Origin of the sequence: Escherichia sp. HH41S, from assembly GCF_009820115.1 — a bacterium.
Classification (GTDB): Bacteria; Pseudomonadota; Gammaproteobacteria; order Enterobacterales; family Enterobacteriaceae; genus Escherichia; species Escherichia coli_F.
On sequence record NZ_VNXE01000095.1, the window covers coordinates 157536 to 182805 of the forward strand.

At 50.1% G+C, this 25270-nt stretch carries 12 protein-coding genes and 2 pseudogenes; 8 read left to right on the forward strand and 6 right to left on the reverse strand.

Annotated elements, in window-relative coordinates; all coding sequences use genetic code 11:
• Window positions 1-180: 180 nt before the first annotated feature.
• Together FQZ95_RS18620 and FQZ95_RS18625 are read right to left on the reverse strand one after the other, a co-directional pair.
• Window positions 181-1251 (reverse strand): annotated as a pseudogene (locus FQZ95_RS18620) (hypothetical protein).
• Between the two features lie 465 nt (window positions 1252-1716).
• Window positions 1717-2595 (reverse strand): LysR family transcriptional regulator, encoded by an 879-nt coding sequence (locus FQZ95_RS18625; RefSeq protein ID WP_088541280.1) that lies wholly within the window; start codon window positions 2593-2595, stop codon window positions 1717-1719.
• Window positions 2596-2746: 151 nt separating this feature from the next.
• Here FQZ95_RS18625 and FQZ95_RS18630 point away from each other — a divergent pair.
• Together FQZ95_RS18630 and inaA are read left to right on the forward strand one after the other, a co-directional pair.
• Window positions 2747-3937: pseudogene (locus tag FQZ95_RS18630) on the forward strand (MFS transporter).
• A gap of 80 nt (window positions 3938-4017) precedes the next feature.
• Window positions 4018-4668: a lipopolysaccharide kinase InaA gene (gene inaA, locus FQZ95_RS18635; protein WP_000301053.1), complete on the forward strand. Its 651-nt coding sequence runs from the start codon at window positions 4018-4020 to the stop codon at window positions 4666-4668.
• A gap of 52 nt (window positions 4669-4720) precedes the next feature.
• Here the strand turns inward: inaA and yfaE are convergent, their stop codons facing one another.
• From yfaE to nrdA, 3 genes are all read right to left on the reverse strand, one after another.
• Window positions 4721-4975: a ferredoxin-like diferric-tyrosyl radical cofactor maintenance protein YfaE gene (yfaE, locus tag FQZ95_RS18640; protein ID WP_000135040.1), complete on the reverse strand. Its 255-nt coding sequence runs from the start codon at window positions 4973-4975 to the stop codon at window positions 4721-4723.
• Window positions 4975-6105 (reverse strand): class Ia ribonucleoside-diphosphate reductase subunit beta, encoded by a 1131-nt coding sequence (nrdB, locus tag FQZ95_RS18645; protein WP_000332037.1) that lies wholly within the window; start codon window positions 6103-6105, stop codon window positions 4975-4977. The genes yfaE and nrdB overlap by 1 nt, the downstream gene beginning before the upstream one ends.
• A 145-nt stretch (window positions 6106-6250) precedes the next feature.
• On the reverse strand, window positions 6251-8536 hold the full coding sequence (gene nrdA, locus FQZ95_RS18650) for a class 1a ribonucleoside-diphosphate reductase subunit alpha (protein ID WP_001075170.1): 2286 nt from the start codon (window positions 8534-8536) through the stop codon (window positions 6251-6253).
• 695 nt (window positions 8537-9231) lie between these two features.
• Here nrdA and yfaL point away from each other — a divergent pair.
• A complete protein-coding gene (yfaL, locus tag FQZ95_RS18655; RefSeq protein ID WP_160530507.1) occupies window positions 9232-12990 on the forward strand; it encodes an AIDA-I family autotransporter adhesin YfaL/EhaC in 3759 nt (1252 codons plus the stop codon).
• Between the two features lie 139 nt (window positions 12991-13129).
• Here the strand turns inward: yfaL and ubiG are convergent, their stop codons facing one another.
• The gene (gene ubiG / locus FQZ95_RS18660; RefSeq protein ID WP_000990784.1) at window positions 13130-13852 is read right to left on the reverse strand and encodes a bifunctional 2-polyprenyl-6-hydroxyphenol methylase/3-demethylubiquinol 3-O-methyltransferase UbiG; all 723 of its coding nucleotides are present in this window, start codon (window positions 13850-13852) and stop codon (window positions 13130-13132) included.
• A 146-nt stretch (window positions 13853-13998) separates the two neighbouring features.
• On the opposite strand from ubiG, the gene gyrA reads away from it, so the two are divergent.
• The 5 genes from gyrA to FQZ95_RS18685 all read left to right on the forward strand — a co-directional run bounded on the left by gyrA (window position 13999) and on the right by FQZ95_RS18685 (window position 25269).
• Window positions 13999-16626: a DNA topoisomerase (ATP-hydrolyzing) subunit A gene (gene gyrA / locus FQZ95_RS18665; protein ID WP_137544281.1), complete on the forward strand. Its 2628-nt coding sequence runs from the start codon at window positions 13999-14001 to the stop codon at window positions 16624-16626.
• 146 nt (window positions 16627-16772) lie between these two features.
• Window positions 16773-18461, forward strand: coding sequence for a DUF2138 domain-containing protein (locus tag FQZ95_RS18670; RefSeq protein ID WP_160530508.1), 1689 nt, complete (start codon window positions 16773-16775; stop codon window positions 18459-18461).
• The gene (locus FQZ95_RS18675; protein WP_160530509.1) at window positions 18458-19081 is read left to right on the forward strand and encodes a DUF1175 domain-containing protein; all 624 of its coding nucleotides are present in this window, start codon (window positions 18458-18460) and stop codon (window positions 19079-19081) included. Before FQZ95_RS18670 ends, FQZ95_RS18675 begins: the two co-directional genes overlap by 4 nt.
• A gap of 23 nt (window positions 19082-19104) precedes the next feature.
• Window positions 19105-23619: an alpha-2-macroglobulin family protein gene (locus FQZ95_RS18680; protein ID WP_337190703.1), complete on the forward strand. Its 4515-nt coding sequence runs from the start codon at window positions 19105-19107 to the stop codon at window positions 23617-23619.
• On the forward strand, window positions 23620-25269 hold the full coding sequence (locus FQZ95_RS18685; RefSeq protein WP_160530510.1) for a DUF2300 domain-containing protein: 1650 nt from the start codon (window positions 23620-23622) through the stop codon (window positions 25267-25269). It abuts the gene before it with no gap.
• The last annotated feature ends 1 nt before the right edge of the window (window position 25270 follow it).

The following is a 25270-nucleotide window of genomic DNA, read 5'->3' on the forward strand; positions in this document are numbered from 1 at the left end:
AAGCGAAATAATGCTACTACCGGTTATTCTTTTCATTAACGGGTGCATCCTGTAAAAAGATGCCAACATAATTTTCGTAAAACTCATTCGTTAAAAAAGCTAACACTGGGCATTGTTATTCTTTAAACAGTATGAATAGGTCTCAATAATAAATTGTAATGCAGTTTATACTGTAAAGTATTATTCGAATTTCGGAAAGGTAAAGAAAATATTAATGTATCTTATTAATTTATCATATTGTTCTTGGGTGAATGCTGTTTGCACACCTTCAGGGCAATATTTACCAGTAATAACCAGTTGTCCATTGCTGTGTTGTACCATTAAACCTTCTTTTTCCTTTGGATCTACAAACTTAGAATTATCAAATGTGAAGATATTTTTTTCCTGTTTTGAGTAAGCAAAGAAATCTCGTGTATAGCTGAAACTATCATTTATTAATGGTGCTAACTTTTTGTCGGCGATATCGATAAGCTCACCACTTAATTTATTGATGTATTTCATTTGCTTCAATTTTTTCTGCGCTTGCACAATTTGCTTGTAGGTGTTTTCAATTTTTTTAGAAGAATTCTTAAATACATCATAGCGTTCCTCGGAGGATGTGTATTTGTACCATTCTGTATTTTTCTCAGAATGTTGTAGCAGGTCTGTATATTTTTTTTGATCGCTGTAAAGTTGACTTTTAATACTTTCCTCACTGCTGATTTTATAATGTTTATCAGAGTCATTTGTTTTTGAAATGTCCTTTTCTGTCAGTGTCTGGTCCGTGTTGTGGGTATTTTCTTTTGCAACATGCTCATTGATGATGTTAATTGCAGTTTCATATTCATTTAAATTTATTGTTCTTTGTGAAAGAAACCCTTCTTTGCTTTCGATACTCAAAACACCTTCGTTGTTTTCACCTCTGGTAAAGGTAAGGATATAGGGTTCATAATCTTCTGCAAATTCATTTTTATACGTTATGACATGCTCGACAAAATGTCTTATTGGTACGAAACCATAACTGTGAACGTCAATTTTTTTGGTCTTGACACTATCAATTTCATCTGAGGCTTTCGTGAAAAAAGCCAATGAATTAGCTATGTTGTCTGCTGAGGTTGATAACCCGAATCTACTTTGAGATATTTTTAGAAACTCATTGCAAAAAATCTCAAGTTTCGCGGTTTGTTGTGATTCTTTGTAAATTTCTGCTGTTTGCAATTTATTATTTTGTAAAATATTACAGCGAGATAAGTGAATAGATGTATTTGGCATAAATGATTCCTTGTAGTGTGAGTTAACAAGATACAATTTAATCTTTGCAGAATATATTCACTATCAAATTTAGCTCATTTTATTACGAAGACCTTTACGCATGTTAGAAAGTATCATTATTGTTAATAAATACGGTAATAAGTAACAAACAGATATTGATAACTTCCCTGACAAGTTATTAGGTATCCCACTTGAAGATTGAGAATGGCTCCAGAGTAAACTGTGTACTGTTCGCCGGAGTGTCATTACTCTCAACAATCGGTTTTGACAGTGAGTCGGGCGCTTCATACCGGTTTCTACCTGGAGTCATTGTCACTTCCCTAAACTGGATAAATATTTATCGCTAATTCACAAAGTGGACCAAAATCAGGTGAAAACGAATTATTACGCATGGTAAAGACTACAGGCCAACTAAGTGTGGCGAATCAGGCAATCTTACATTTGTCATCAATCTCATGTCTCACATCAAATTTTTCCACTCACCACGAGTTGTTCCGTACACGTTTGTAGTAAAAACAGTGGACTGCCTTCTACCGGCTTTTCTTTAGCCAACAACGAAATCTGTCGATAGAAGGTTGGTTCGAGAGGAACGGAACACAATTCACCTGCAATGGTTTTCAGCGTTAACTCTGGTAATAAGGCGATGCCTAATCCCTGTCGAATAAAACTGATCGCTGTATCCGGGTGATTAAATTCATATTTTATCTGTGGGGTAATATTCTTTTCTTTAAATAGTGCCATAATGCTTAATTCATAGCGTCCTTTACTAATAATTAATGGTTCACCCATTAACTCTTCCACTGTAATAGTGCTGTTTTTTGCCAGAGCATGGTCGGGCGGTAACACTACGGTGAATTTATCCTGATAAATAGGCACGGAGTACATTCCGCTCACCGGAAAATGAACAAAACCGGCATCAATGGATTCATTCTGAAGGGAATCAATAATCGCTGTGCTATTTTCCTCGAAAGGAATAATTTTTATATTCGGATGATGAATTTCAAAGTAGCGAATCACAGCCGGTAAGATACAGGCGCAGACGCTGGGGAAACAACCAAGTCTCAGCGTTCTTTGAGGGTTCTGCTTTTCCTGCTCGGCTATCTCTTTTACTGCGTTAACTTCCCGATTAATGGCGCGCAGATGTTGCACAATGCGATGACCTGCTGTGGTCAGTTGTATAGCTTTACGGCGATCGCGTAACAGTATATTCACACCAAGTTCTTGTTCGAGGGCAGCAATTGCCTGACTTACCGCCGACTGCGTCATGAACAATCGCTTGCTGGCTTCAGTAAAGCCACCGTAATCCAGCACGGCGAGTAAAGAATTTATTTGGGTAAGAGTCATAAGAGTTTGCTAATTAATAATATTAAAACGATTAATTTCTCTAATAGCATGCCGCCATTTATACTTCTGTTCTGCAAAGTACATCACAATTTGACGCAACCGCAGTAGCGGGAGTGTTGTCTGCGTGCGTCATCCTGACAGGCGGTAGGGTATGAAAGAGAAGTTATGGACGAAGGATTTTTGGGCAATAACCATCATCAGCTTTATTATTTTCTTCGTCTTTTATGTTTTACTAACATTGTTGCCAATTTATATCTCTGACCGCTTGCATGCCTCTCCTGATAAAGCCGGTTTATTGGTGACTTTATTTTTAATTGCCGCCATTGTTATTCGCCCATTTGCCGGGCAATGGGTGGGTAAATACTCGAATAAAACTATTCTGGTGCTCTCTTCTCTGGCCTTTTTATTGGTCACAGCGTTGTATCCTTTTTGCCACTCAATTGAATCACTGCTTTTTATTCGGGTGCTTCATGGTATTACCTTCGGGGTTATCACTACGGTAAAAGGAACGATTTCCGCGCGGCTGATCCCGGCCTCCCGACGTGGGGAGGGCATCAGTTTTTTCTCTCTGGCAATGGGGCTGGCAATGGTGGTCGGGCCGTGGATTGGTCTGAATATGGCGCGCTGGGAGGCCTTTAATATGGCTTTCTAGTTATGCATCGGCGTGGCAGCGGTGGGGATTATTCTGTCGCTGATTATGACAGTGCCGCCGGTTATCAGCCATGCTGATGGTTCAACGCCGAAAATGGGCTTCGCCGCCATGTTCGATCGCGCGGCGTTGCCATTTGCGATGGTCACCTTTTTTATGACCTTTTCGTATGCCGGGGTTTCTGCTTTTCTGGCGCTTTATGCACGCGAACTTAACCTGATGTCGGCAGCCAGTAATTTCCTGCTTTGCTACGCTATCTTCCTGATGATCTGCCGTACCTTTACCGGCAATGTCTGCGACAAAAAAGGACCGAAATATGTGGTTTACCCTTGCCTTGTGTTCTTTACGGTAGGACTGGTGGTTCTCGGCTACATCCAGGGAAGCATAATGATGGTTGTTTCTGGCGCGTTGATTGGTATCGGGTATGGTTCCGTGACGCCAGTTTTTCAGACGCAGATTATCAGTTCAGTGGAACCGCATAGAATCGGTGTCGCAAACTCCCTATTCTTCAATGCGATGGATGCAGGCCTGGCGCTGGGAGCCTGTGTGATGGGGATGATGGTTGCACAAACTGGCTACCGAATGATTTATCTGCTGGGTGCACTATTAGTGGTAGTGGCTGGTGGAGTCTATGCGCTGCAAATGAAGGGTAAAAGCGGTGTCGCGCTAGTAGTGGCAAAAGAAATTCATTAATACGACACGTTTCATTAAGATTTTTCGCAGGTAACCACCTATAGTCATTGTCGTTAATAAAAAATGACAGGCGATAGGGTATGGCAGTTTCAGCAAAGTACGACGAATTTAATCACTGGTGGGCAACAGAGGGCGACTGGGTTGAAGAGCCTAACTATCGCCGTAATGGGATGAGCGGGGTGCAATGCGTCGAGCGCAATGGCAAAAAGCTGTATGTGAAGCGCATGACGCATCATCTGTTTCATTCCGTACGTTATCCGTTCGGTCGACCGACGATTGTCCGTGAGGTTGCGGTAATTAAAGAACTGGAACGGGCTGGTGTCATTGTGCCGAAAATCGTTTTTGGTGAAGCGGTGAAAATTGAGGGTGAATGGCGCGCGTTGCTGGTGACGGAAGATATGGCGGGGTTCATAAGTATTGCTGACTGGTATGCCCAGCATGCAGTAACACCTTATTCTGACGATGTTCGGCAAGCCATGTTGAAAGCTGTGGCGATGGCGTTTAAGAAAATGCATAGCGTTAATCGTCAGCATGGCTGTTGTTACGTTCGCCACATCTATGTGAAAACAGAAGGCATGGTAGAAGCTGGTTTTCTTGATCTGGAGAAAAGTCGTCGCCGCTTACGTCGGCATAAAGCGATTAATCATGATTTCCGCCAGCTGGAAAAATATCTGGAGCCGATCCCTAAAGCGGACTGGGAGCAGGTTAAAGCGTATTACTACGCCATGTAATCACGTAGGCCAGATAAGACGCGTAAGCGTCGCATCTGGCACAAGTACCCGATCACATCTCGATTTCAATATCGCCTTTTGCCCGGCAACAACAGGGCAAAATTTCCCCCGGCTGAATAAAGGCCAACGGTTCGGCAATCCAGTCCACCTGGCCTGCAACAAGGCGTGTGCGACAGGAGCCGCAGTAACCTTCGCGGCACTGATACTCAACCGCCACATTGTGGGATTCCAGCGCCGCCAGAAGGGAAGGGTGTTCATCCTGGCACAGCAGCTGTGTGCCAGTGATGCGCAGGGTAACGCGGGCCATCAGAGCTGGAAGTTACTCAAATCGTCGGTGTCCACTTCCGAGTCAATCTGCCCGACCAGATAAGAACTGACTTCCACTTCCTGCGGAGCAACCTGTACGTTATCCGATACCAGCCAGGTGTTGATCCACGGGATCGGGTTGGAGCGTGTCTGGAACGGCAGATCCAAACCGACTGCCTGCATACGGATATTGGTGATGTATTCAACGTACTGGCAGAGAATGTCTTTATTCAGACCAATCATCGAACCGTCACGGAACAGATAATCCGCCCAGTCTTTCTCTTGCTGTGCCGCCTGGACGAACAGGTCATAGCACTCCTGCTTACATTCTTCGGCAATTTCCGCCATCTCCGGATCATCCGCGCCGCTACGCAGCAGATTCAGCATATGCTGTGTACCGGTCAGGTGCAGGGCTTCATCGCGGGCAATCAGGCGAATAATCTTGGCGTTACCTTCCATCAGTTCGCGTTCTGCAAAGGCAAAGGAACAAGCAAAGCTGACGTAGAAGCGGATCGCTTCCAGCGCGTTAACGCTCATCAGGCAGAGATACAGTTTTTTCTTCAGCTCGCGCAGGCTAACGGTTACGGTTTTACCGTTAACGGTGTGGGTACCTTCGCCCAGCAGATGCCAGTAGCTGGTCATTTCGATCAGCTCATCGTAATAGCTGGAGATCCCTTCCGCACGTTTCTGGATCTGCTCGTTGGTGACGATATCGTCAAACACAACAGACGGATCGTTAACGATATTACGGATGATATGGGTATAGGAGCGGGAATGAATCGTTTCTGAGAACGCCCAGGTTTCGACCCAGGTTTCCAGTTCCGGGATCGAGATCAGCGGCAGCAGTGCCACGTTCGGGCTGCGACCCTGAATGGAGTCCAGCAACGTCTGATATTTCAGGTTGCTGATAAAGATGTGTTTTTCGTGTTCAGGCAGTGCCTGGTAATCGATACGGTCACGAGAAACGTCAACTTCTTCCGGACGCCAGAAGAAAGAGAGCTGCTTTTCGATCAGCTTTTCGAAGATGTCATATTTTTGCTGATCGTAGCGAGCCACGTTGACCGGCTGACCAAAGAACATCGGTTCTTTGAGCTGATCATTTTTCGTCTGTGAAAAGGTGGTATATGCCATGAATGTGTCCTGTTGGGGTTTAATGCCGGATAAGGCATTTTACGCCGCATCCTGTGCCTGATGCGACGCTGGCGCGTCTTATCAGGCCTACAAAACCGAGCCGTAGGCCGGATAAGGCGTTCACGCCGCATCCGGCATCTCAATATCAGATCTTACATGCGCCGCTTTCGCAGCCATCGTCCTGGATTGACGGCACCAGATCGTCTTGTGCGTCTTCAGCACCGTCACGGGTGTTCTGATAATACAGCGTTTTGACCCCGAATTTGTAGGCGGTGAGCAAGTCTTTCAGCAGTTGCTGCATCGGCACTTTTCCTGACGGGAAGCGTGACGGATCGTAGTTGGTGTTAGCAGAGATCGACTGATCGATAAATTTCTGCATGATACCCACCAGTTGCAGGTAGCCATCGTTACCCGGCATTTCCCACAGCAGCTCATAGGCGTCGTGCAGGTGCTCGTAGTCCGGCACCACCTGGCGCAGAATACCGTCTTTCGACGCTTTGATGCTGACGTAACCGCGCGGCGGTTCAATACCGTTAGTGGCGTTAGAGATCTGAGAAGAGGTCTCTGACGGCATCAGAGCAGAAAGCGTAGAGTTACGCAGGCCGTGCGTTTTGATTGACTCACGCAGTGCTTCCCAGTCGTAATGCAGCGGCTCATTAGCGATGGCATCCAGATCTTTCTTATAGGTATCGATCGGCAGGATCCCTTTCGCGTAAGTGGTTTCGTTAAACCACGGGCACGCGCCTTGCTCTTTCGCCAGCTCATTAGACGCTTTCAGCAGGTAATACTGAATGGCTTCGAAGGTTTTATGCGTCAGGTTGTTGGCGCTGCCGTCGGAGTAGCGTTTACCGTGCTTCGCCAGGTAGTAAGCGAAGTTGATCACACCAATACCCAGCGTACGACGACCCATCGCTCCACGTTTGGCGGCCGGGATCGGGTAATCCTGATAATCCAGCAGCGCGTCGAGTGCGCGTACTGCCAGAATCGCCAGCTCTTCCAGTTCATCCAGGCTATTAATTGCGCCCAGGTTGAAAGCAGACAACGTACACAGCGCGATTTCACCGTTCTCGTCGTTGACATCATTCAGCGGTTTGGTCGGCAGGGCGATTTCCAGGCACAGGTTAGACTGGCGCACTGGCGCAATAGCCGGATCAAACGGGCTGTGGGTGTTGCAGTGGTCTACGTTCTGAATATAGATACGACCGGTAGACGCACGTTCCTGCATCATCAGCGAGAACAGCTCAACGGCTTTCACACGCTGCTTGCGGATGCTGTCGTCTTTCTCATATTTGGTGTACAGGCGTTCAAACTCTTCCTGATCGGCGAAGAACGCGTCGTACAGCCCCGGTACGTCGGACGGGCTGAACAGGGTGATATCTTCACCTTTCAGCAGACGGGTATACATCAGTTTGTTGATTTGTACCCCGTAGTCCATATGACGCACGCGGTTGCCTTCAACCCCACGGTTGTTTTTCAACACCAGCAGGCTTTCCACTTCCAGATGCCACATCGGGTAGAACAGCGTTGCTGCACCGCCACGCACACCGCCCTGAGAGCAGGATTTCACCGCTGTCTGGAAATGTTTGTAAAACGGAATACAGCCGGTGTGGAATGCTTCGCCACCGCGAATCGGGCTACCCAACGCACGAATACGCCCGGCGTTGATGCCGATCCCGGCACGCTGGGAAACGTATTTAACAATCGCGCTGGAGGTGGCGTTGATGGAATCCAGGCTGTCGCCGCACTCGATCAGTACGCAGGAGCTGAACTGACGAGTCGGGGTACGCACGCCGGACATGATTGGCGTCGGCAGCGAAATTTTAAATGTGGAAACCGCGTCGTAAAAACGCTTCACGTATTGCAGGCGCGTTTCACGCGGGTAGTTCGAGAACAGGCACGCAGCAACCAGAATATAGAGGAACTGGGCGCTCTCATAGATTTCGCCGGTCACGCGGTTCTGTACCAGATATTTGCCTTCCAGCTGCTTAACGGCAGCATAAGAGAAGGTCATATCACGGTCGTGATCGATAAACGTGTCCATCTGCTTGAACTCTTCTTCCGTGTAGTCTTCCAGCAGATGATTATCGTATTTGCCCATCTCGACCATTTTCACCACGTGGTCGTACAGCGCAGGCGGCTCAAACTGGCCATAGGCTTTTTTACGCAGGTGGAAAATTGCCAGGCGCGCGGCGAGATACTGATAATCCGGCGCATCACGGGAGATCAGGTCTGCGGCAGCCTTGATAATGGTTTCGTGGATGTCAGAGGTCTTGATACCGTCATAAAACTGAATGTGGGAGCGCAGCTCGACCTGGGAAATCGAAACGTTATGCAGTCCTTCTGCCGCCCAATCCAGAACGCGATGGATTTTGTCGAGATTGATGCGCTCTGTGCTACCGTCGCGCTTTGTCACCAGCAGATTCTGATTCATGTATGTCGTACCTGTTTTTGGAATTCTTTCCGCAATAGCTTCATGCAGACTACCTGTAGTGAGGGAAGCTGCTAAGAACACTATATATAGGGGGTATGTTTGGGATTCACTGCAAGATAGTGTGAAAATGGCCCTCTTGCAAGTGCATAACTTTGTGGATAACTCAGGAAGGAAAAAGTGGCTTCCGCGCAACTTAGGTCAGACAAGGTATCCGGGAAAGTCAATGGGAAGAGAAAAATTTGTTAAAAATAACTGTTCGGCGATTTCTTGAACGGCAGAATAGTATGGGTAAATTGATATAGATGGTTTATTAATCTTGTCGCTAATGATTGTCAAAATTGATCTAAGCACGAATCATCACATAATCTGATGTATCAGTTGTGGTCAATATATAAGCGAATGTAAGCGATTGTTGAGTCGGAAATGGTTGTTTTCTATCCGGTTATTGTTAAATACCAAGCCAATTTGTTACTTTTGCATATATTATAAGAATATTATTTATTACTTTAATTCAGTTTAAATATAACCGATTTACCTTAGGGTTATTAATTTGAATTATGACACACTGATATTATTCATCAAATAATAACAAAATAGTCATTGCGCCGGGTTGTACAATTTACAAAAGAAATATACCCCATAGCGCATAATGCGATTAAATACGCCGTCTTATAGAAAATGATGGTTAGATGAATATGCGGATTATCTTTCTACGCAAGGAGTATTTATCTTTACTCCCGTCAATGATTGCATCTCTTTTCTCTGTTAACAGTGTCGCGGAGGTTTTGGATTCATGCCAGGGATATGATATCAAAGCGAGTTGTCAGGCCAGCAGGCAAAGCCTTTCAGGCATTACGCAGGACTGGAGCATCGCCGATGGGCAATGGGTGATTTTTTCGGGTATGGCCAATAATGCCAGCGGTGGCGCCGTATTTTTGCAACAAGGAGCGGAGTTTTCTCTATCGCCAGAAAATGAAACTGGAATGACTCTGTTTGCCAATAATACTGTCTCAGGAGAATATAATAATGGCGGGGCAATATTTGCTAAAGAAAACTCAACGCTGAATCTTACTGATGTTATTTTTTCCGGTAACGTCGCAGGCGGCTATGGTGGCGCAATCTATTCTTCTGGTACTAATGATACTGGTGCCGTCGATTTACGTGTCACTAACGCCATGTTTAGCAATAACATCGCTAATGATGGCAAAGGTGGCGCAATTTATACCATCAATAATGATGTCTATTTAAGTGATGATGTTTTTAATAATAACCAGGCATATACATCAACAAGTTACAGTGATGGCGATGGCGGTGCAATCGATGTCACCGATAATAATAGCGATATCACGCATCCGTCAGGTTTCACAATAATAAATAACACCGCATTTACAAATAACACTGCCGAAGGTTATGGCGGGGCAATTTATACCAATAGCGTGACGGCTCCCTATCTTATTGATATTTCTGTTGATGACAGCTACAGCCAGAACGGCGGTGTGTTAATCGATGAGAACAATAGCGCAGCAGGCTATGGGGATGGTCCTTCCACTGCGGCGGGCGGCTTTATGTATCTCGGCTTAAGTGAAGTTACCTTTGATATTGCCGACGGAAAAACGCTGGTTATCGGCAATACAGAGAATGATGGAGCTGTTGACTCTATTGCTGGTACCGGGTTGATCACCAAAACAGGTTCCGGCGATCTAGTACTTAATGCAGATAACAATGACTTTACTGGTGAGATGCAGATTGAAAACGGTGAAGTTACCCTGGGTCGCAGCAACTCCCTGATGAATGTCGGAGATAATCATTGCCAGGACGATCCGCAAGACTGCTACGGTCTGACGATAGGGAGCATTGATAAGTACCAGAATCAGGCAGAGCTAAATGTTGGCTCCACCCAACAAACCTTTGTGCACGCATTGACGGGCTTTCAGAATGGCACTTTAAATATCGATGCTGGTGGCAATGTTACTGTTAATCAAGGCAGTTTTGCTGGCACCATCGAAGGTGCTGGTCAGCTCACCATTGCGCAAAACGGCAGCTACGTGCTGGCAGGGGCGCAGTCGATGGCGCTAACTGGCGATATAGTCGTTGATGATGGCGCGGTGCTTACGCTAGAAGGCGACGCGGCAGATCTCGCCGCTCTCCAGGACGAGCCGCAGTCGATCGTGTTAAACGGCGGTGTGCTCGATCTCTCTGATTTCTCCACCTGGCAGAGCGGCACATCATACAACGATGGCCTTGAAGTCAGCGGCAGCAGCGGAACGGTTATCGGCAGTCAGGATGTGGTAGATCTTGCAGGCGGAAACGATATGCATATCGGCGGCGACGGGAAAGATGGCGTCTACGTGGTGGTCGATGCGGGTGATGGGCAGGTCAGCCTGGCAAATGACAATCAATACCTCGGCACAACGCAAATTGCTTCCGGTACGCTGGTGGTGAGTGACAACTCGCAGCTTGGAGATACCCACTATAACCGCCAGGTTATCTTTACCGATAATCAACAAGAAAGCGTGATGGAGATTACTGCTAATGTCGATACTCGCTCTACAACGGTTGAGCATGGGCGTGATATTGAAATGCGCGCCGACGGTGAAGTGGCAGTTGATGCGGGGGTAGACACGCAGTGGGGCGCACTGATGGCTGACAGCAGCGGGCAGCATCAGGATGAGGGTAGCACATTGACTAAAACGGGTGCTGGCACCCTGGAGCTGACCGCCAGCGGTACTACGCAGTCTGCGGTACGTGTTGAAGAAGGTACCCTGAAAGGCGATGTTGCGGATATTTTTCCTTATGCTTCGTCGCTGTGGATTGGTGACGGAGCAACGTTCGAGACTGGCGCAGATCAGGATATCCAGTCTATTGATGCGACTTCCAGCGGCACTATCGACATCAGTGATGGCACCGTTTTGCGCCTGACGAGTCAGGATACTTCCGCCGCACTGGATGCCTCGCTGTTTAACGGCGACGGTACGTTGGTGAATGCCACCGATGGCGTGACGTTGACAGGCGAGCTTAATACTAACCTGGAAACTGACAGCCTGACCTATCTTTCCGATGTGACGGTTAATGGTGATCTAACCAATATGTCCGGTACAGTCAGTCTGCAAAATGGCGTCGCTGGCGATACGCTCACGGTAAACGGTGATTACACCGGCGGCGGTACGTTGTTTCTCGACAGCGAATTAAACGGCGATGACTCGGTAAGCGACCAACTGGTGTTGAACGGCAATACCTCGGGTAACACGACCGTGGTGGTTAACCCCATTACCGGCACTGGTGAACCGACTTCTACAGGTATTAAAGTGGTTGATTTCACTGCTGATCCCACGCAATTTCAAAACAATGCGCTGTTTAGTCTTGCGGGCAGCGGCTACGTTAATATGGGAGCGTATGACTACACGCTGGTGGAAGATAACAACGACTGGTATCTGCGATCGCAAGAAGTCACTCCGACGCCGCCGCCCGATCCGGACCCGACTCCAGATCCTGATCCCACGCCGGATCCTGATCCAACACCCGACCCGGCTCCAGCCCCTACGCCTGCCTACCAGCCGGTGCTGAACGCCAAAGTTGGTGGCTATCTCAATAACCTACGTGCGGCAAATCAGGCATTTGTGATGGAGCGACGCGATCACGCTGGTGGCGATGGTCAGACGCTGAATTTACGTGTTATCGGCGGAGATTATCATTACACGGCGGCAGGGCAGTTGGCCCAGCATGAAGACACTTCTACGGTACAGCTTAGCGGCAACTTGTTAAGCGGATACTGGGGCGATGATGGCCAGTGGATGCTAGGGGCCGTGGGCGGCTACAGCGATAACCAGGGTGACAGTCGATCAAACATGACCGGAACTCGCGCTGATAACCAGAACTACGGTTATGCCGTTGGGCTGACCTCAAGCTGGTTTCAGCACCGTAGCCAAAAACAGGGGGCCTGGCTGGATAGCTGGCTGCAATACGCGTGGTTTAACAATGATGTTTCCGAACATGAAGATGGCGTGGATCATTACCACTCATCGGGGATTATCGCCTCGCTGGAAGCGGGGTATCAGTGGTTACCGGGGCGTGGTGTGGTGATTGAACCACAGGTGCAGGTGATTTATCAGGGTGTGCAGCAGGATGATTTTACCGCTGCTAACCATGCGCGGGTATCGCAATCGCAGGGCGATGATCTTCAGACGCGGTTGGGGATACACAGCGAATGGCGTACCGCTGTGCATATCACGCCAACCCTGGATCTGAATTATTATCACGATCCCCATTCGGCGGGGATTGAAGAAGATGGCAGCGCTATCAGTGACGATGCGGTGAAGCAACGGGGTGAAATAAAAGTGGGGATAACAGGCAATATAAGTCAGCGAGTTTCCCTGCGTGGCAGCGTGGTGTGGCAGAAAGGAGACGATGGTTTTGTCCAAACGGCTGGGTTTCTATCGATGAGGGTGAAATGGTAATCGCTGTCTGACCGGCACTATTGCCGGATGCGGCGTAAACGCCTTATCTGGCCTACGGGAGCATTTGTAGGCCTGATAAGACGCGGCAAGCGTCGCATCAGGCATTGGCACGGTTGCCGGATGAATCCAAACAACAACCTCACTTATTCTGCGTGTGCAGCATATAGTTCACATCGACGCCGGGGCCGAGCTTAAAAGTATTAGTGATCGGGTTGTAATGCAGTCCGATCATATGCCGTTCTTTTAGACTGGTCTGATCCACCCAGCCCAGCAATTCTGCCGGTTTAATAAACTTCTTCACATCATGCGTACCTTTAGGCACCATGCGCAAAATATATTCAGCACCAACCACCGCCATCAGCCACGACTTGCCGTTGCGGTTAAGCGTCGAGAAAAAAACATCGCCGCCCGGTTTCACCAGTTGCGCACAGGCTCTGACCACTGACTGCGGATCGGGGACGTGCTCCAGCATCTCCATGCAGGTCACCACATCATAATGCCCGGCATGTTTTGCCGCGTGCTCTTCCACGGTTTCCTGCACGTAATCCACCTGAATGCCACTTTCCAGCGCGTGCAGCTTTGCCACCTGCAATGGCTCAAAGCCCATATCCAGACCGGTCACTGTCGCGCCTTCGCGCGCCATACTCTCGGCCAGAATGCCGCCGCCACAACCGACATCGAGTACCTTTTTGCCAAATAAACCGCCAGCACGCTCGGCAATATAGCCCAGACGCAGCGGGTTAATGCGGTGCAGCGGTTTGAACTCACCTTCAAGATCCCACCAGCGGGAGGCGACGGCTTCAAATTTAGCGATCTCTTCGTGGTCTACGTTAGGGGTTACCGGCGATTTTTCGGCATTCATTGGCACTTCTACTCCGTAATTGGCAAGACAAACGAGTATATCAGGCATTGGATGTGAATAAAGCGTATAGGTTTACCTCAATCTGCGCGGCTGTGTTATAATTTGCGACCTTTGAATCCGGGATACAGTAGAGGGATAGCGGTTAGATGAGCGACCTTGCGAGAGAAATTACACCGGTCAACATTGAGGAAGAGCTGAAGAGCTCCTATCTGGATTATGCGATGTCGGTCATTGTTGGCCGTGCGCTGCCGGATGTCCGAGATGGCCTGAAGCCGGTACACCGTCGCGTACTTTACGCCATGAACGTACTAGGCAATGACTGGAACAAAGCCTATAAAAAATCTGCCCGTGTCGTTGGTGACGTAATCGGTAAATACCATCCCCATGGTGACTCGGCGGTTTATGACACGATCGTCCGTATGGCGCAGCCATTCTCGCTGCGTTACATGCTGGTAGACGGTCAGGGTAACTTCGGTTCCATCGACGGCGACTCTGCGGCGGCAATGCGTTATACGGAAATCCGTCTGGCGAAAATTGCCCATGAACTGATGGCCGATCTCGAAAAAGAGACGGTCGATTTCGTTGATAACTATGACGGCACGGAAAAAATTCCGGACGTCATGCCGACCAAAATTCCTAACCTGCTGGTGAACGGTTCTTCCGGTATCGCCGTAGGTATGGCAACCAACATCCCGCCACACAACCTGACGGAAGTCATCAACGGTTGTCTGGCGTATATCGATGATGAAGACATCAGCATTGAAGGGCTGATGGAACACATCCCGGGGCCGGACTTCCCGACGGCGGCAATCATCAACGGTCGTCGCGGTATCGAAGAAGCTTACCGTACCGGTCGCGGCAAGGTATATATCCGCGCCCGTGCTGAAGTGGAAGTTGACGCCAAAACCGGACGTGAAACCATTATCGTCCACGAAATTCCGTATCAGGTGAACAAAGCGCGCCTGATCGAAAAAATTGCGGAACTGGTAAAAGAAAAACGCGTGGAAGGCATCAGCGCGCTGCGTGACGAGTCTGACAAAGACGGTATGCGCATCGTGATTGAAGTCAAACGCGATGCGGTCGGTGAAGTGGTGCTCAACAACCTCTACTCCCAGACCCAGTTGCAGGTTTCTTTCGGTATCAACATGGTGGCATTGCACCATGGTCAGCCGAAGATCATGAATCTGAAAGACATCATCGCTGCGTTTGTTCGTCACCGCCGTGAAGTGGTGACCCGTCGTACTATTTTCGAGCTGCGTAAAGCTCGCGATCGTGCTCATATCCTTGAAGCATTAGCCGTGGCGCTGGCAAACATCGATCCGATTATCGAACTGATCCGTCATGCGCCGACGCCTACAGAAGCGAAAACGGCGCTGGTTGCTAATCCGTGGCAGTTGGGCAACGTTGCCGCGATGCTGGAACGTGCGGGCGATGATGCTGCGCGTCCGGAATGGCTGGAGCCAGAGTTCGGCGTGCGTGACGGTCTGTACTACCTGACCGAACAGCAAGCTCAGGCGATTCTGGATCTGCGTCTGCAGAAACTGACCGGCCTTGAGCACGAAAAACTACTCGACGAATACAAAGAGCTGCTGGATCAGATCGCGGAACTGTTGCGTATTCTTGGTAGCGCCGATCGTCTGATGGAAGTGATCCGTGAAGAGCTGGAGCTGGTTCGTGAACAGTTCGGTGACAAACGTCGTACTGAAATCACCGCCAACAGCGCAGACATCAACCTGGAAGATTTGATTACTCAGGAAGATGTGGTAGTGACGCTCTCTCACCAGGGCTACGTTAAGTACCAGCCGCTTTCTGAATACGAAGCGCAGCGTCGTGGCGGGAAAGGTAAATCTGCCGCACGTATTAAAGAAGAAGACTTTATCGACCGACTGCTGGTGGCGAACACCCACGACCATATTCTGTGCTTCTCCAGCCGTGGTCGCGTCTATTCGATGAAAGTTTACCAGTTGCCGGAAGCCACTCGTGGCGCGCGCGGTCGTCCGATCGTCAACCTGCTGCCGCTGGAGCAGGACGAACGTATCACTGCGATCTTGCCGGTGACCGAGTTTGAAGAAGGCGTGAAAGTCTTCATGGCGACCGCTAACGGTACCGTGAAGAAAACTGTCCTCACCGAATTCAACCGTCTGCGTACCGCCGGTAAAGTGGCGATCAAACTGGTTGACGGCGATGAGCTGATCGGCGTTGACCTGACCAGCGGCGAAGACGAAGTAATGCTGTTCTCCGCCGAAGGTAAAGTGGTGCGCTTTAAAGAGTCTTCTGTCCGTGCGATGGGCTGCAACACCACCGGTGTTCGCGGTATTCGCTTAGGTGAAGGCGATAAAGTCGTCTCTCTGATCGTGCCTCGTGGCGATGGTGCAATCCTCACCGCAACGCAAAACGGTTACGGTAAACGTACTGCGGTAGCGGAATACCCGACTAAGTCGCGTGCGACGAAAGGGGTTATCTCCATCAAGGTTACCGAACGTAACGGTTTAGTGGTTGGCGCGGTGCAGGTAGATGACTGCGACCAGATCATGATGATCACCGATGCCGGTACGCTGGTACGTACTCGCGTTTCTGAAATCAGCATCGTGGGCCGTAACACCCAGGGCGTGATCCTTATCCGTACTGCGGAAGATGAAAACGTGGTGGGTCTGCAACGTGTTGCTGAACCGGTTGACGAGGAAGATCTGGATACCATCGACGGCAGTGCTGCGGAAGGGGACGATGAAATCGCTCCGGAAGTGGACGTTGACGACGAGCCAGAAGAAGAATAATTTCATCGCCTCATGCCAAAAGGGAGTTATCTCCCTTTTTTGAATTGAAGTCCAGGCTGCAAAGTCTGGGCTTTTGTCGTATTAGGGCGCGGTAAAGTTTTGCTGTACCCATAAAAAATGGCTGGCTTTACACAAGGAATGTGGCAATGGGTAGTGAAAAAAAGGCGAAAGGCTGGCGGTTCTATGGTCTTGTGGGTTTTGGCGCAATAGTACTGCTTTCCGCTGGTGTCTGGGCATTGCAATATGCTGGTAGTGGGCCAGAAAAAACGTTGTCGCCGCTGGTGGTACACAACAATCTGCAAATCGATCTCAATGAGCCGGATCTCTTTCTCGACAGCGACTCTCTAAGCCAGCTTCCCAAAGATCTTCTCACTATTCCTTTTCTTCACGATGTTCTAAGCGAAGATTTCGTTTTTTATTATCAGAACCATGCCGACCGTCTGGGCATTGAAGGCAGCATTCGCCGCATTGTCTACGAACACGATCTTACACTAAAAGATAAGCTCTTTTCGTCACTCTTAGATCAGCCCGCGCAGGCGGCGCTATGGCACGATAAACAAGGCCATCTTTCTCATTATATGGTGCTGATCCAGCGAAGTGGTTTAAGCAAGCTGCTGGAGCCATTGCTGTTTGCCGCTACCAGCGACAGCCAGTTAAGTAAAACGGAAATCAGTAGTATTAAGCTAAATAGTGAAACCATCCCGGTTTATCAGTTGCGCTATAACGGCAATAACGCCCTGATGTTCGCAACTTATCAGGACAAGATGCTGGTGTTTTCCAGCACGGACATGCTGTTTAAAGATGATCAGCAGGATACCGAAGCCACGGCGATCGCAAGTGATTTGTTGAGCGGTAAAAAACGCTGGCAAGCCAGCTTTGGCCTGGAAGAGCGTACTGCCGAAAAAACGCCAGTACGCCAGCGCATCGTGGTCAGTGCAAATTTGCTGGGTTTTGGCTACCAGCGATTAATGCCTTCTTTTGCTGGTGTGCGCTTCGAAATGAGCAACGACGGCTGGCACAGTTTTCTGGCGTTAAATGATGAATCCGCAAGCGTAGATGCCAGTTTCGATTTTACGCCTGTATGGAACAGTATGCCTGCAGGGGCCAGCTTCTGTGTGGCGGTGCCTTATTCACATGGTATTGCTGAAGAGATGCTTTCCCACATCAGCCAGGAAAACGACAAGCTCAACGGGGCGTTAGACGGTGCTGCGGGGCTGTGCTGGTATGAAGATTCAAAATTGCAAACTCCGCTGTTTGTCGGTCAGTTTGATGGCTCTGCCGAACAAGTGCAATTGCCAGGAAAACTGTTTACGCAAAATATTGGTGCGCACGAAAGCAAAGCCGCAGAAGGTATATTGCCAGTAACCCAGACGCAGCAGGGCGAAGCGCAAATCTGGCGTCGCGAAGTGAGTTCCCGATACGGTCAGTATCCGAAAGCACAGGCGGCGCAACCAGATCAATTAATGGCGGATTATTTTTTCCGCGTGTCGCTGGCGATGCAAAACAAGACGATGCTTTTCTCCCTCGATGACACGCTGGTCAATAACGCGTTGCAAACACTGAATAAAACCCGCCCGGCAATGGTGGATGTGATACCCACTGAAGGCATTGTTCCGGTCTATATCAATCCACAAGGCGTGGCGAAACTGCTGCGTAACGAAACGCTGACCAGTCTGCCGAAGAATCTCGAACCGGTTTTTTATAACGCCGCACAAACTTTATTAATGCCGAAGCTGGACGCTTTATCTCAACAACCGCGTTATGTCATGAAGCTGGCCCAGATGGAACCCGGTGCCGCCTGGCAGTGGCTACCCATTACCTGGCAGCCACTATGAGGCTCGGGCTGCTGGCGCTGATTTGCTGGCTGTGTTGTGTTGTTGCTCATAGCGAAATGCTGAATGTCGAACAATCGGAGCTGTTTCGCGCCTGGTTTGTGCGTATTGCACAGGAACAGCTTCGCCAGGGGCCAAGTCCGCGCTGGTATCAGCAGGATTGTGCGGGCCTGGTGCGATTTTCGGCGAACGAGGCGCTGAAAGTTCACGACAGCAAATGGCTAAAAAGTAACGGTATAGCAAGTCAGTATTTGCCGCCTGAAATGACGCTAACACCTGAACAGCGTCAACTGGCGCAAAACTGGAATCAGGGGAACGGAAAAACCGGCCCCTATGTGACCGCGATTAATTTGATTCAGTACAACAGCCAATTTATTGGCCAGGACATAAACCAGGCGTTGCCTGGCGATATGATTTTTTTCGATCAGGGCGATGCCCAGCACTTAATGGTCTGGATGGGGCGTTACGTCATCTACCACACCGGAAGCCCCACGAAAACTGACAACGGAATGCGCGCAGTCAGTCTGCAACAACTTATGACATGGAAGGACACCCGATGGATACCCAACGATTCCAATCCCAATTTCATTGGCATTTATCGTTTAAATTTTCTGGCGCGATAGCAGCGTGCTTGTGCCTGTCTCTTGTGGGAACAGGGCTTGCTAACGCTGATGATTCGCTTCCTTCCAGTAACTATGCGCCGCCCGCCGGGGGAACATTCTTTTTGCTCGCTGACAGCAGTTTTAGCAGCAGTGAAGAGGCGAAAGTGCGACTGGAAGCGCCGGGGCGTGATTATCGGCGTTACCAGATGGAAGAGTACGGCGGCGTGGACGTTCGCCTGTATCGTATTCCTGACCCGATGGCATTTTTGCGCCAGCAGAAAAACCTGCATCGCATTGTGGTGCAACCGCAATATCTGGGCGACGGGCTGAACAATACGCTAACCTGGCTGTGGGATAACTGGTATGGCAAATCTCGCCGTGTAATGCAGCGTACTTTCTCTTCTCAGTCACGGCAGAATGTGACTCAGGCGTTACCCGAATTACAGCTCGGTAATGCCATTGTTAAACCTTCCCGTTATGTACAGAACAGCCAGTTTTCACCGCTGAAAAAATATCCACTGGTGGAACAGTTCCGCTATCCACTATGGCAGGCAAAACCGGTCGAGCCGCAGCAAGGGGTAAAACTGGAAGGCGCATCCAGCAATTTCATCTCGCCGCAGCCGGGCAACATCTATATTCCTCTCGGCAAACAAGAGCCGGGACTGTATCTCGTCGAAGCGATGGTCGGTGGGTATCGGGCAACGACGGTGGTGTTTGTTTCCGATACCGTGGCGCTTAGCAAAGTGTCAGGCAACGAACTTCTGGTGTGGACTGCTGGCAAAAAACAGGGTGAAGCGAAGCCAGGCTCAGAGATCCTGTGGACTGACGGTCTTGGCGTGATGACTCGTGGTGTGACCGATGACAGCGGTACCTTGCAGTTACAACATATATCGCCGGAACGTTCATACATTCTGGGTAAAGATGCAGAAGGCGGCGTTTTTGTCTCCGAGAATTTTTTCTACGAAAGTGAAATCTACAATACCTGCTTGTATATCTTTACTGATCGCCCGCTATATCGCGCAGGCGATCGTGTCGATGTTAAAGTGATGGGCCGCGAGTTCCACGATCCGTTGCATTCATCCCCTATCGTCAGCGCACCGGCGAAACTTTCAGTGCTGGATGCTAATGGCAGCCTGTTGCAAACCGTCAATGTCACGCTGGATGCGCGTAATGGCGGGCAGGGGAGTTTCCGCCTGCCAGAAAATGCCGTTGCCGGAGGTTATGAATTACGTCTTGCTTACCGCAATCAGGTCTATAGCAGTAGTTTTCGCGTAGCCAACTATATCAAGCCACATTTTGAGATTGGTTTAGCTCTCGACAAAAAAGAGTTCAAAACAGGCGAAGCGGTTAGCGGCAAACTGCAACTGCTTTACCCGGATGGCGAGCCGGTAAAAGATGCCCGCGTGCAGTTAAGTTTGCGCGCTCAGCAATTATCAATGGTCGGTAACGATTTGCGTTATGCCGGACGTTTCCCGGTGTCGCTGGAAGGCAGTGAAACGGTTTCCGACGATAATGGTCATGTGGCGTTAAATCTCCCCGCCGCCGATAAACCAAGCCGTTATTTGTTAACTGTCTCCGCCAGTGACGGCGCGGCGTATCGTGTCACCACCACCAAAGAGATCCTCATTGAACGTGGTCTGGCGCATTACACTTTGAGCACCGCCGCACAATACAGCAATAGCGGTGAATCGGTTGTTTTCCGTTATGCTGCGCTGGAATCTTCAAAACAGGTTCCTGTTACGTATGAGTGGTTGCGTCTGGAAGACCGCACGAGCCACAGCGGAGATCTACCTTCTGGCGGCAAATCCTTTACCGTCAATTTCGATAAACCAGGCAATTACAACCTGACGTTACGCGATAAAGACGGCTTAATTCTCGCCGGGTTAAGCCATGCCGTCAGCGGTAAGGGCAGCACGGCGCATACTGGTACGGTAGATATCGTGGTGGATAAAACGTTGTACCAGCCAGGCGAAACCGCGAAGATGCTGATTACCTTCCCGGAGCCAATTGATGAAGCGTTATTGACGCTGGAACGTGATCGCGTTGAACAGCAGTCGCTGCTATCGCATCCGGCAAACTGGCTGACGTTACAACGTTTAAACGATACCCAGTATGAAGCCCGCGTACCGGTGAGCAATTCCTTTGCGCCTAACATCACTTTTTCGGTGCTGTATACCCGTAACGGTCAGTACAGTTTTCAGAACGCCGGGATCAAAGTTGCCGTTCCCCAGCTGGATATCCGGGTGAAAACGGACAAAACCCATTACCAGCCTGGTGAACTGGTCAATGTCGAATTAACCTCGTCGCTGAAAGGTAAACCTGTTTCTGCTCAGCTAACGGTTGGTGTGGTCGATGAAATGATCTACGCACTGCAACCGGAAATCGCGCCAAATATCGGCAAATTTTTCTATCCGCTGGGGCGTAACAATGTGCGTACCAGCTCCAGCCTGTCATTTATCAGCTACGACCAGGCGCTCTCCAGCGAACCTGTTGCGCCTGGCGCGACTAACCGCAGCGAGCGGCGAGTGAAAATGCTGGAACGTCCACGGCGTGAAGAGGTGGATACCGCTGCCTGGATGCCGTCACTCACAACCGATAAACAAGGCAAAGCGTATTTCACGTTCCTGATGCCTGATTCATTAACCCGCTGGCGCATCACCGCGCGTGGGATGAACGGCGACGGGCTGGTCGGGCAGGGGCGTGCTTATTTGCGTTCGGAAAAAAATCTCTACATGAAGTGGAGTATGCCAACGGTATATCGCATGGGTGACAAACCGGCGGCAGGACTGTTTATCTTCAGTCAGCAGGATAACGAACCGGTGGCACTGGTGACTAAATTTTCAGGCGCGGAGGTGCGTCAGACGCTGACGTTGCATAAAGGGGCGAATTATATTTCGCTGACGCAGAATATTCAGCAATCTGGCTTGTTAAGTGCAGAACTGCAACAAAATGGGCAAGTGCAGGACAGTATTAGCACAAAACTGTCTTTTGTGGATAACAGCTGGCCCATTGAACAGCAGAAAAATGTCATGCTCGGCGGTGGCGATAACGCGCTGATGTTGCCCGAGCAGGCGAGCAATATCCGGCTACAAAGTAGCGAAACGCCGCAGGAGATTTTCCGTAACAATCTTGATGCGTTAGTCGATGAACCGTGGGGTGGCGTGATCAACACCGGTAGCCGTCTGATCCCGCTCAGTCTCGCCTGGCGTTCACTTGCCGATCATCAAAGTGCCGCCGCTAACGACATTCGTCAGATGATTCAGGATAACCGTCTGCGGCTGATGCAACTGGCGGGGCCAGGAGCGCGCTTTACCTGGTGGGGTGAAGATGGCAATGGCGACGCATTCCTCACGGCATGGGCATGGTACGCCGACTGGCAGGCCAGCCAGGCGCTCGGCGTAACGCAACAACCGGAATACTGGCAGCATATGCTCGACAGCTACGCGGAGCAGGCGGATAACATGCCGTTATTGCATCGGGCGCTGGTGCTGGCGTGGGCGCAGGAGATGAATCTGCCGTGCAAAACGTTGTTGAAAGGGTTGGATGAAGCTATCGCCCGGCGCGGAACTAAAACTAAAGATTTCTCTGAGGCAGACACCAGCGATATCAATGACAGTCTGATCCTCGATATACCTGAATCTCCACTGGCAGATGCGGTGGCAAACGTCTTAACCATGACGTTGCTGAAAAAAGCGCAGTTGAAGTCCACTGTGATGCCACAGGTTCAGCAATATGCGTGGGATAAAGCGGCAAACAGTAACCAGCCGCTGGCGCACACGGTTGTGCTGCTCAATAGCGGAGGCGACGCCACCCAGGCTGCCGCTATTTTAAGTGGTTTAACCGCTGAACAATCCACTATTGAGCGCGCGCTGGCAATGAACTGGCTGGCAAAATATATGGCGACGATGCCTCCGGTTACGTTACCTGCTCCTGCGGGCGCATGGGCCAAACATAAGTTAACCGGCGGGGGTGAATACTGGCGTTGGGTTGGTCAGGGCGTGCCGGACATTCTCTCTTTTGGTGACGAATTACCGCCGCAAAACGTGCAGGTTCGCTGGCGTGAACCGGCAAAAACGGCTCAACAAAGTAACATTCCGGTGACCGTTGAACGACAGTTGTATCGGCTTATCCCGGGTGAAGAGGATATGAACTTTACCTTACAGCCTGTCACCAGCAATGAGATTGACAGCGATGCGCTGTATCTCGATGAAATCACACTTACCAGCGAGCAAGATGCTGCTCTGCGCTACGGTCAGGTGGAAGTACCGCTCCCGCCGGGAGCCGATGTTGAGCGTACAACCTGGGGCATTTCGGTCAATAAACCGAACGCTGGAAAACAGCAGGGGCAGTTGCTGGAAAAAGCGCGAAATGAAATGGGCGAACTGGCCTATATGGTGCCGGTGAAAGAACTGACGGGAACGGTCACTTTCCGCCATTTGCTGCGCTTCTCGCAAAAAGGGCAATTCGTTCTGCCTCCTGCTCGTTATGTGCGTTCCTATGCACCTGCACAGCAAAGTGTTGCGGCAGGGAGCGAATGGACCGGGATGCAGGTGAAATAAGTGAACTGGCGCAGAATCGTCTGGCTATTAGCGTTGGTTACTCTGCCAACGCTTGCGGAGGAGACGCCGTTACAACTGGCGCTGCGGGGCGCGCAGCACGATCAACTGTATCAGCTGTCGTCATCAGGCGTGACCAAAGTCTCGGCATTACCTGACACACTCACCACGCCGTTAGGGAGTTTGTGGAAACTGTATGTTTACGCCTGGCTGGAGGATACCCATCAACCGGAGCAGCCCTACCAGTGTCGCGGAAACTCCCCGGAAGAGGTTTATTGTTGTCAGGCTGGGGAGAGCATAACGCGCGATACCGCGCTGGTACGCTCCTGTGGGCTCTATTTTGCACCGCAGCGGTTGCATATTGGCGCAGATGTGTGGGGGCAATACTGGCAACAGCGTCAGGCACCTGCGTGGTTAGCGTCTCTTCCGACGCTGAAGCCAGAAACCTCGGTAACGGTTAAATCGCTGCTTGATTCATTAGCGACGTTACCCGCGCAAAACAAAGCTCAGGAAATCTTACTGGATGTGGTGCTGGACGAGGCGAAAATCGGTGTCGCATCCATGCTCGGTAGTCGGGTAAGGGTGAAAACCTGGAGCTGGTTTGCCGATGATGAGCAGGAAATCCGGCAGGGTGGTTTTGCCGGCTGGTTAACCGATGGTACACCGCTGTGGGTTACTGGCAGTGGCACCAGCAAAACGGTACTGACCCGTTATGCGACGGTGCTTAATCGGGTATTGCCAGTGCCGACGCAAGTTGCCAGTGGGCAATGTGTAGAGGTGGAGCTGTTTGCCCGTTATCCGCTGAAGAAAATCACGGCGGAAAAGAGTACGACAGCAGTAAAACCCGGCGTACTTAATGGGCGCTATCGTGTGACGTTTGCCAATGGTAACCACATTACGTTTGTCAGCCACGGTGAGACGACCTTACTGACAGAAAAGGGCAAACTGAAATTGCAGTCGCATCTTGATCGTGAAGAGTACGTTGCCAGAGTACTGGACCGCGAGGCGAAAAGTACGCCCCCTGAGGCAGCGAAAGCTATGACCGTGGCGATTCGCACTTTCTTACAGCAAAACGCCAATCGGGAAGGCGATTGCCTGACCATCCCCGACAGCAGTGCCACGCAGCGTGTTTCTGCTTCGCCAGCTACCACGGGGGCGCGAATGATGACCGCCTGGACGCAGGATCTCATCTATGCGGGCGACCCGGTCCATTATCACGGCAGTCGCGCTACCGAAGGGACGCTTTCCTGGCGGCAAGCCACCGCCCAGGCGGGGCAGGGAGAGCGTTACGACCAGATACTCGCGTTTGCTTATCCCGACAACAGCCTTAGCCGCTGGGGAGCGCCACGCTCAACCTGCCAGTTATTACCCAAAGCGAAGGCCTGGCTGGCGAAAAAAATGCCGCAGTGGCGGGGTATGTTACAAGGCGAGACGGGGTACAACGAACCAGACGTGTTTGCGGTCTGCCGTTTAGTCTCAGGTTTCCCCTATACCGATCGGCAGCAGAAACGGCTGTTTATTCGTAACTTCTTTACGCTTCAGGATCGGCTTGATTTAACCCATGAGTATCTGCACCTGGCCTTTGATGGTTATCCCACCGGGCTTGATGAGAACTATATCGAAACGCTGACCCGACAATTATTAATGGACTAAT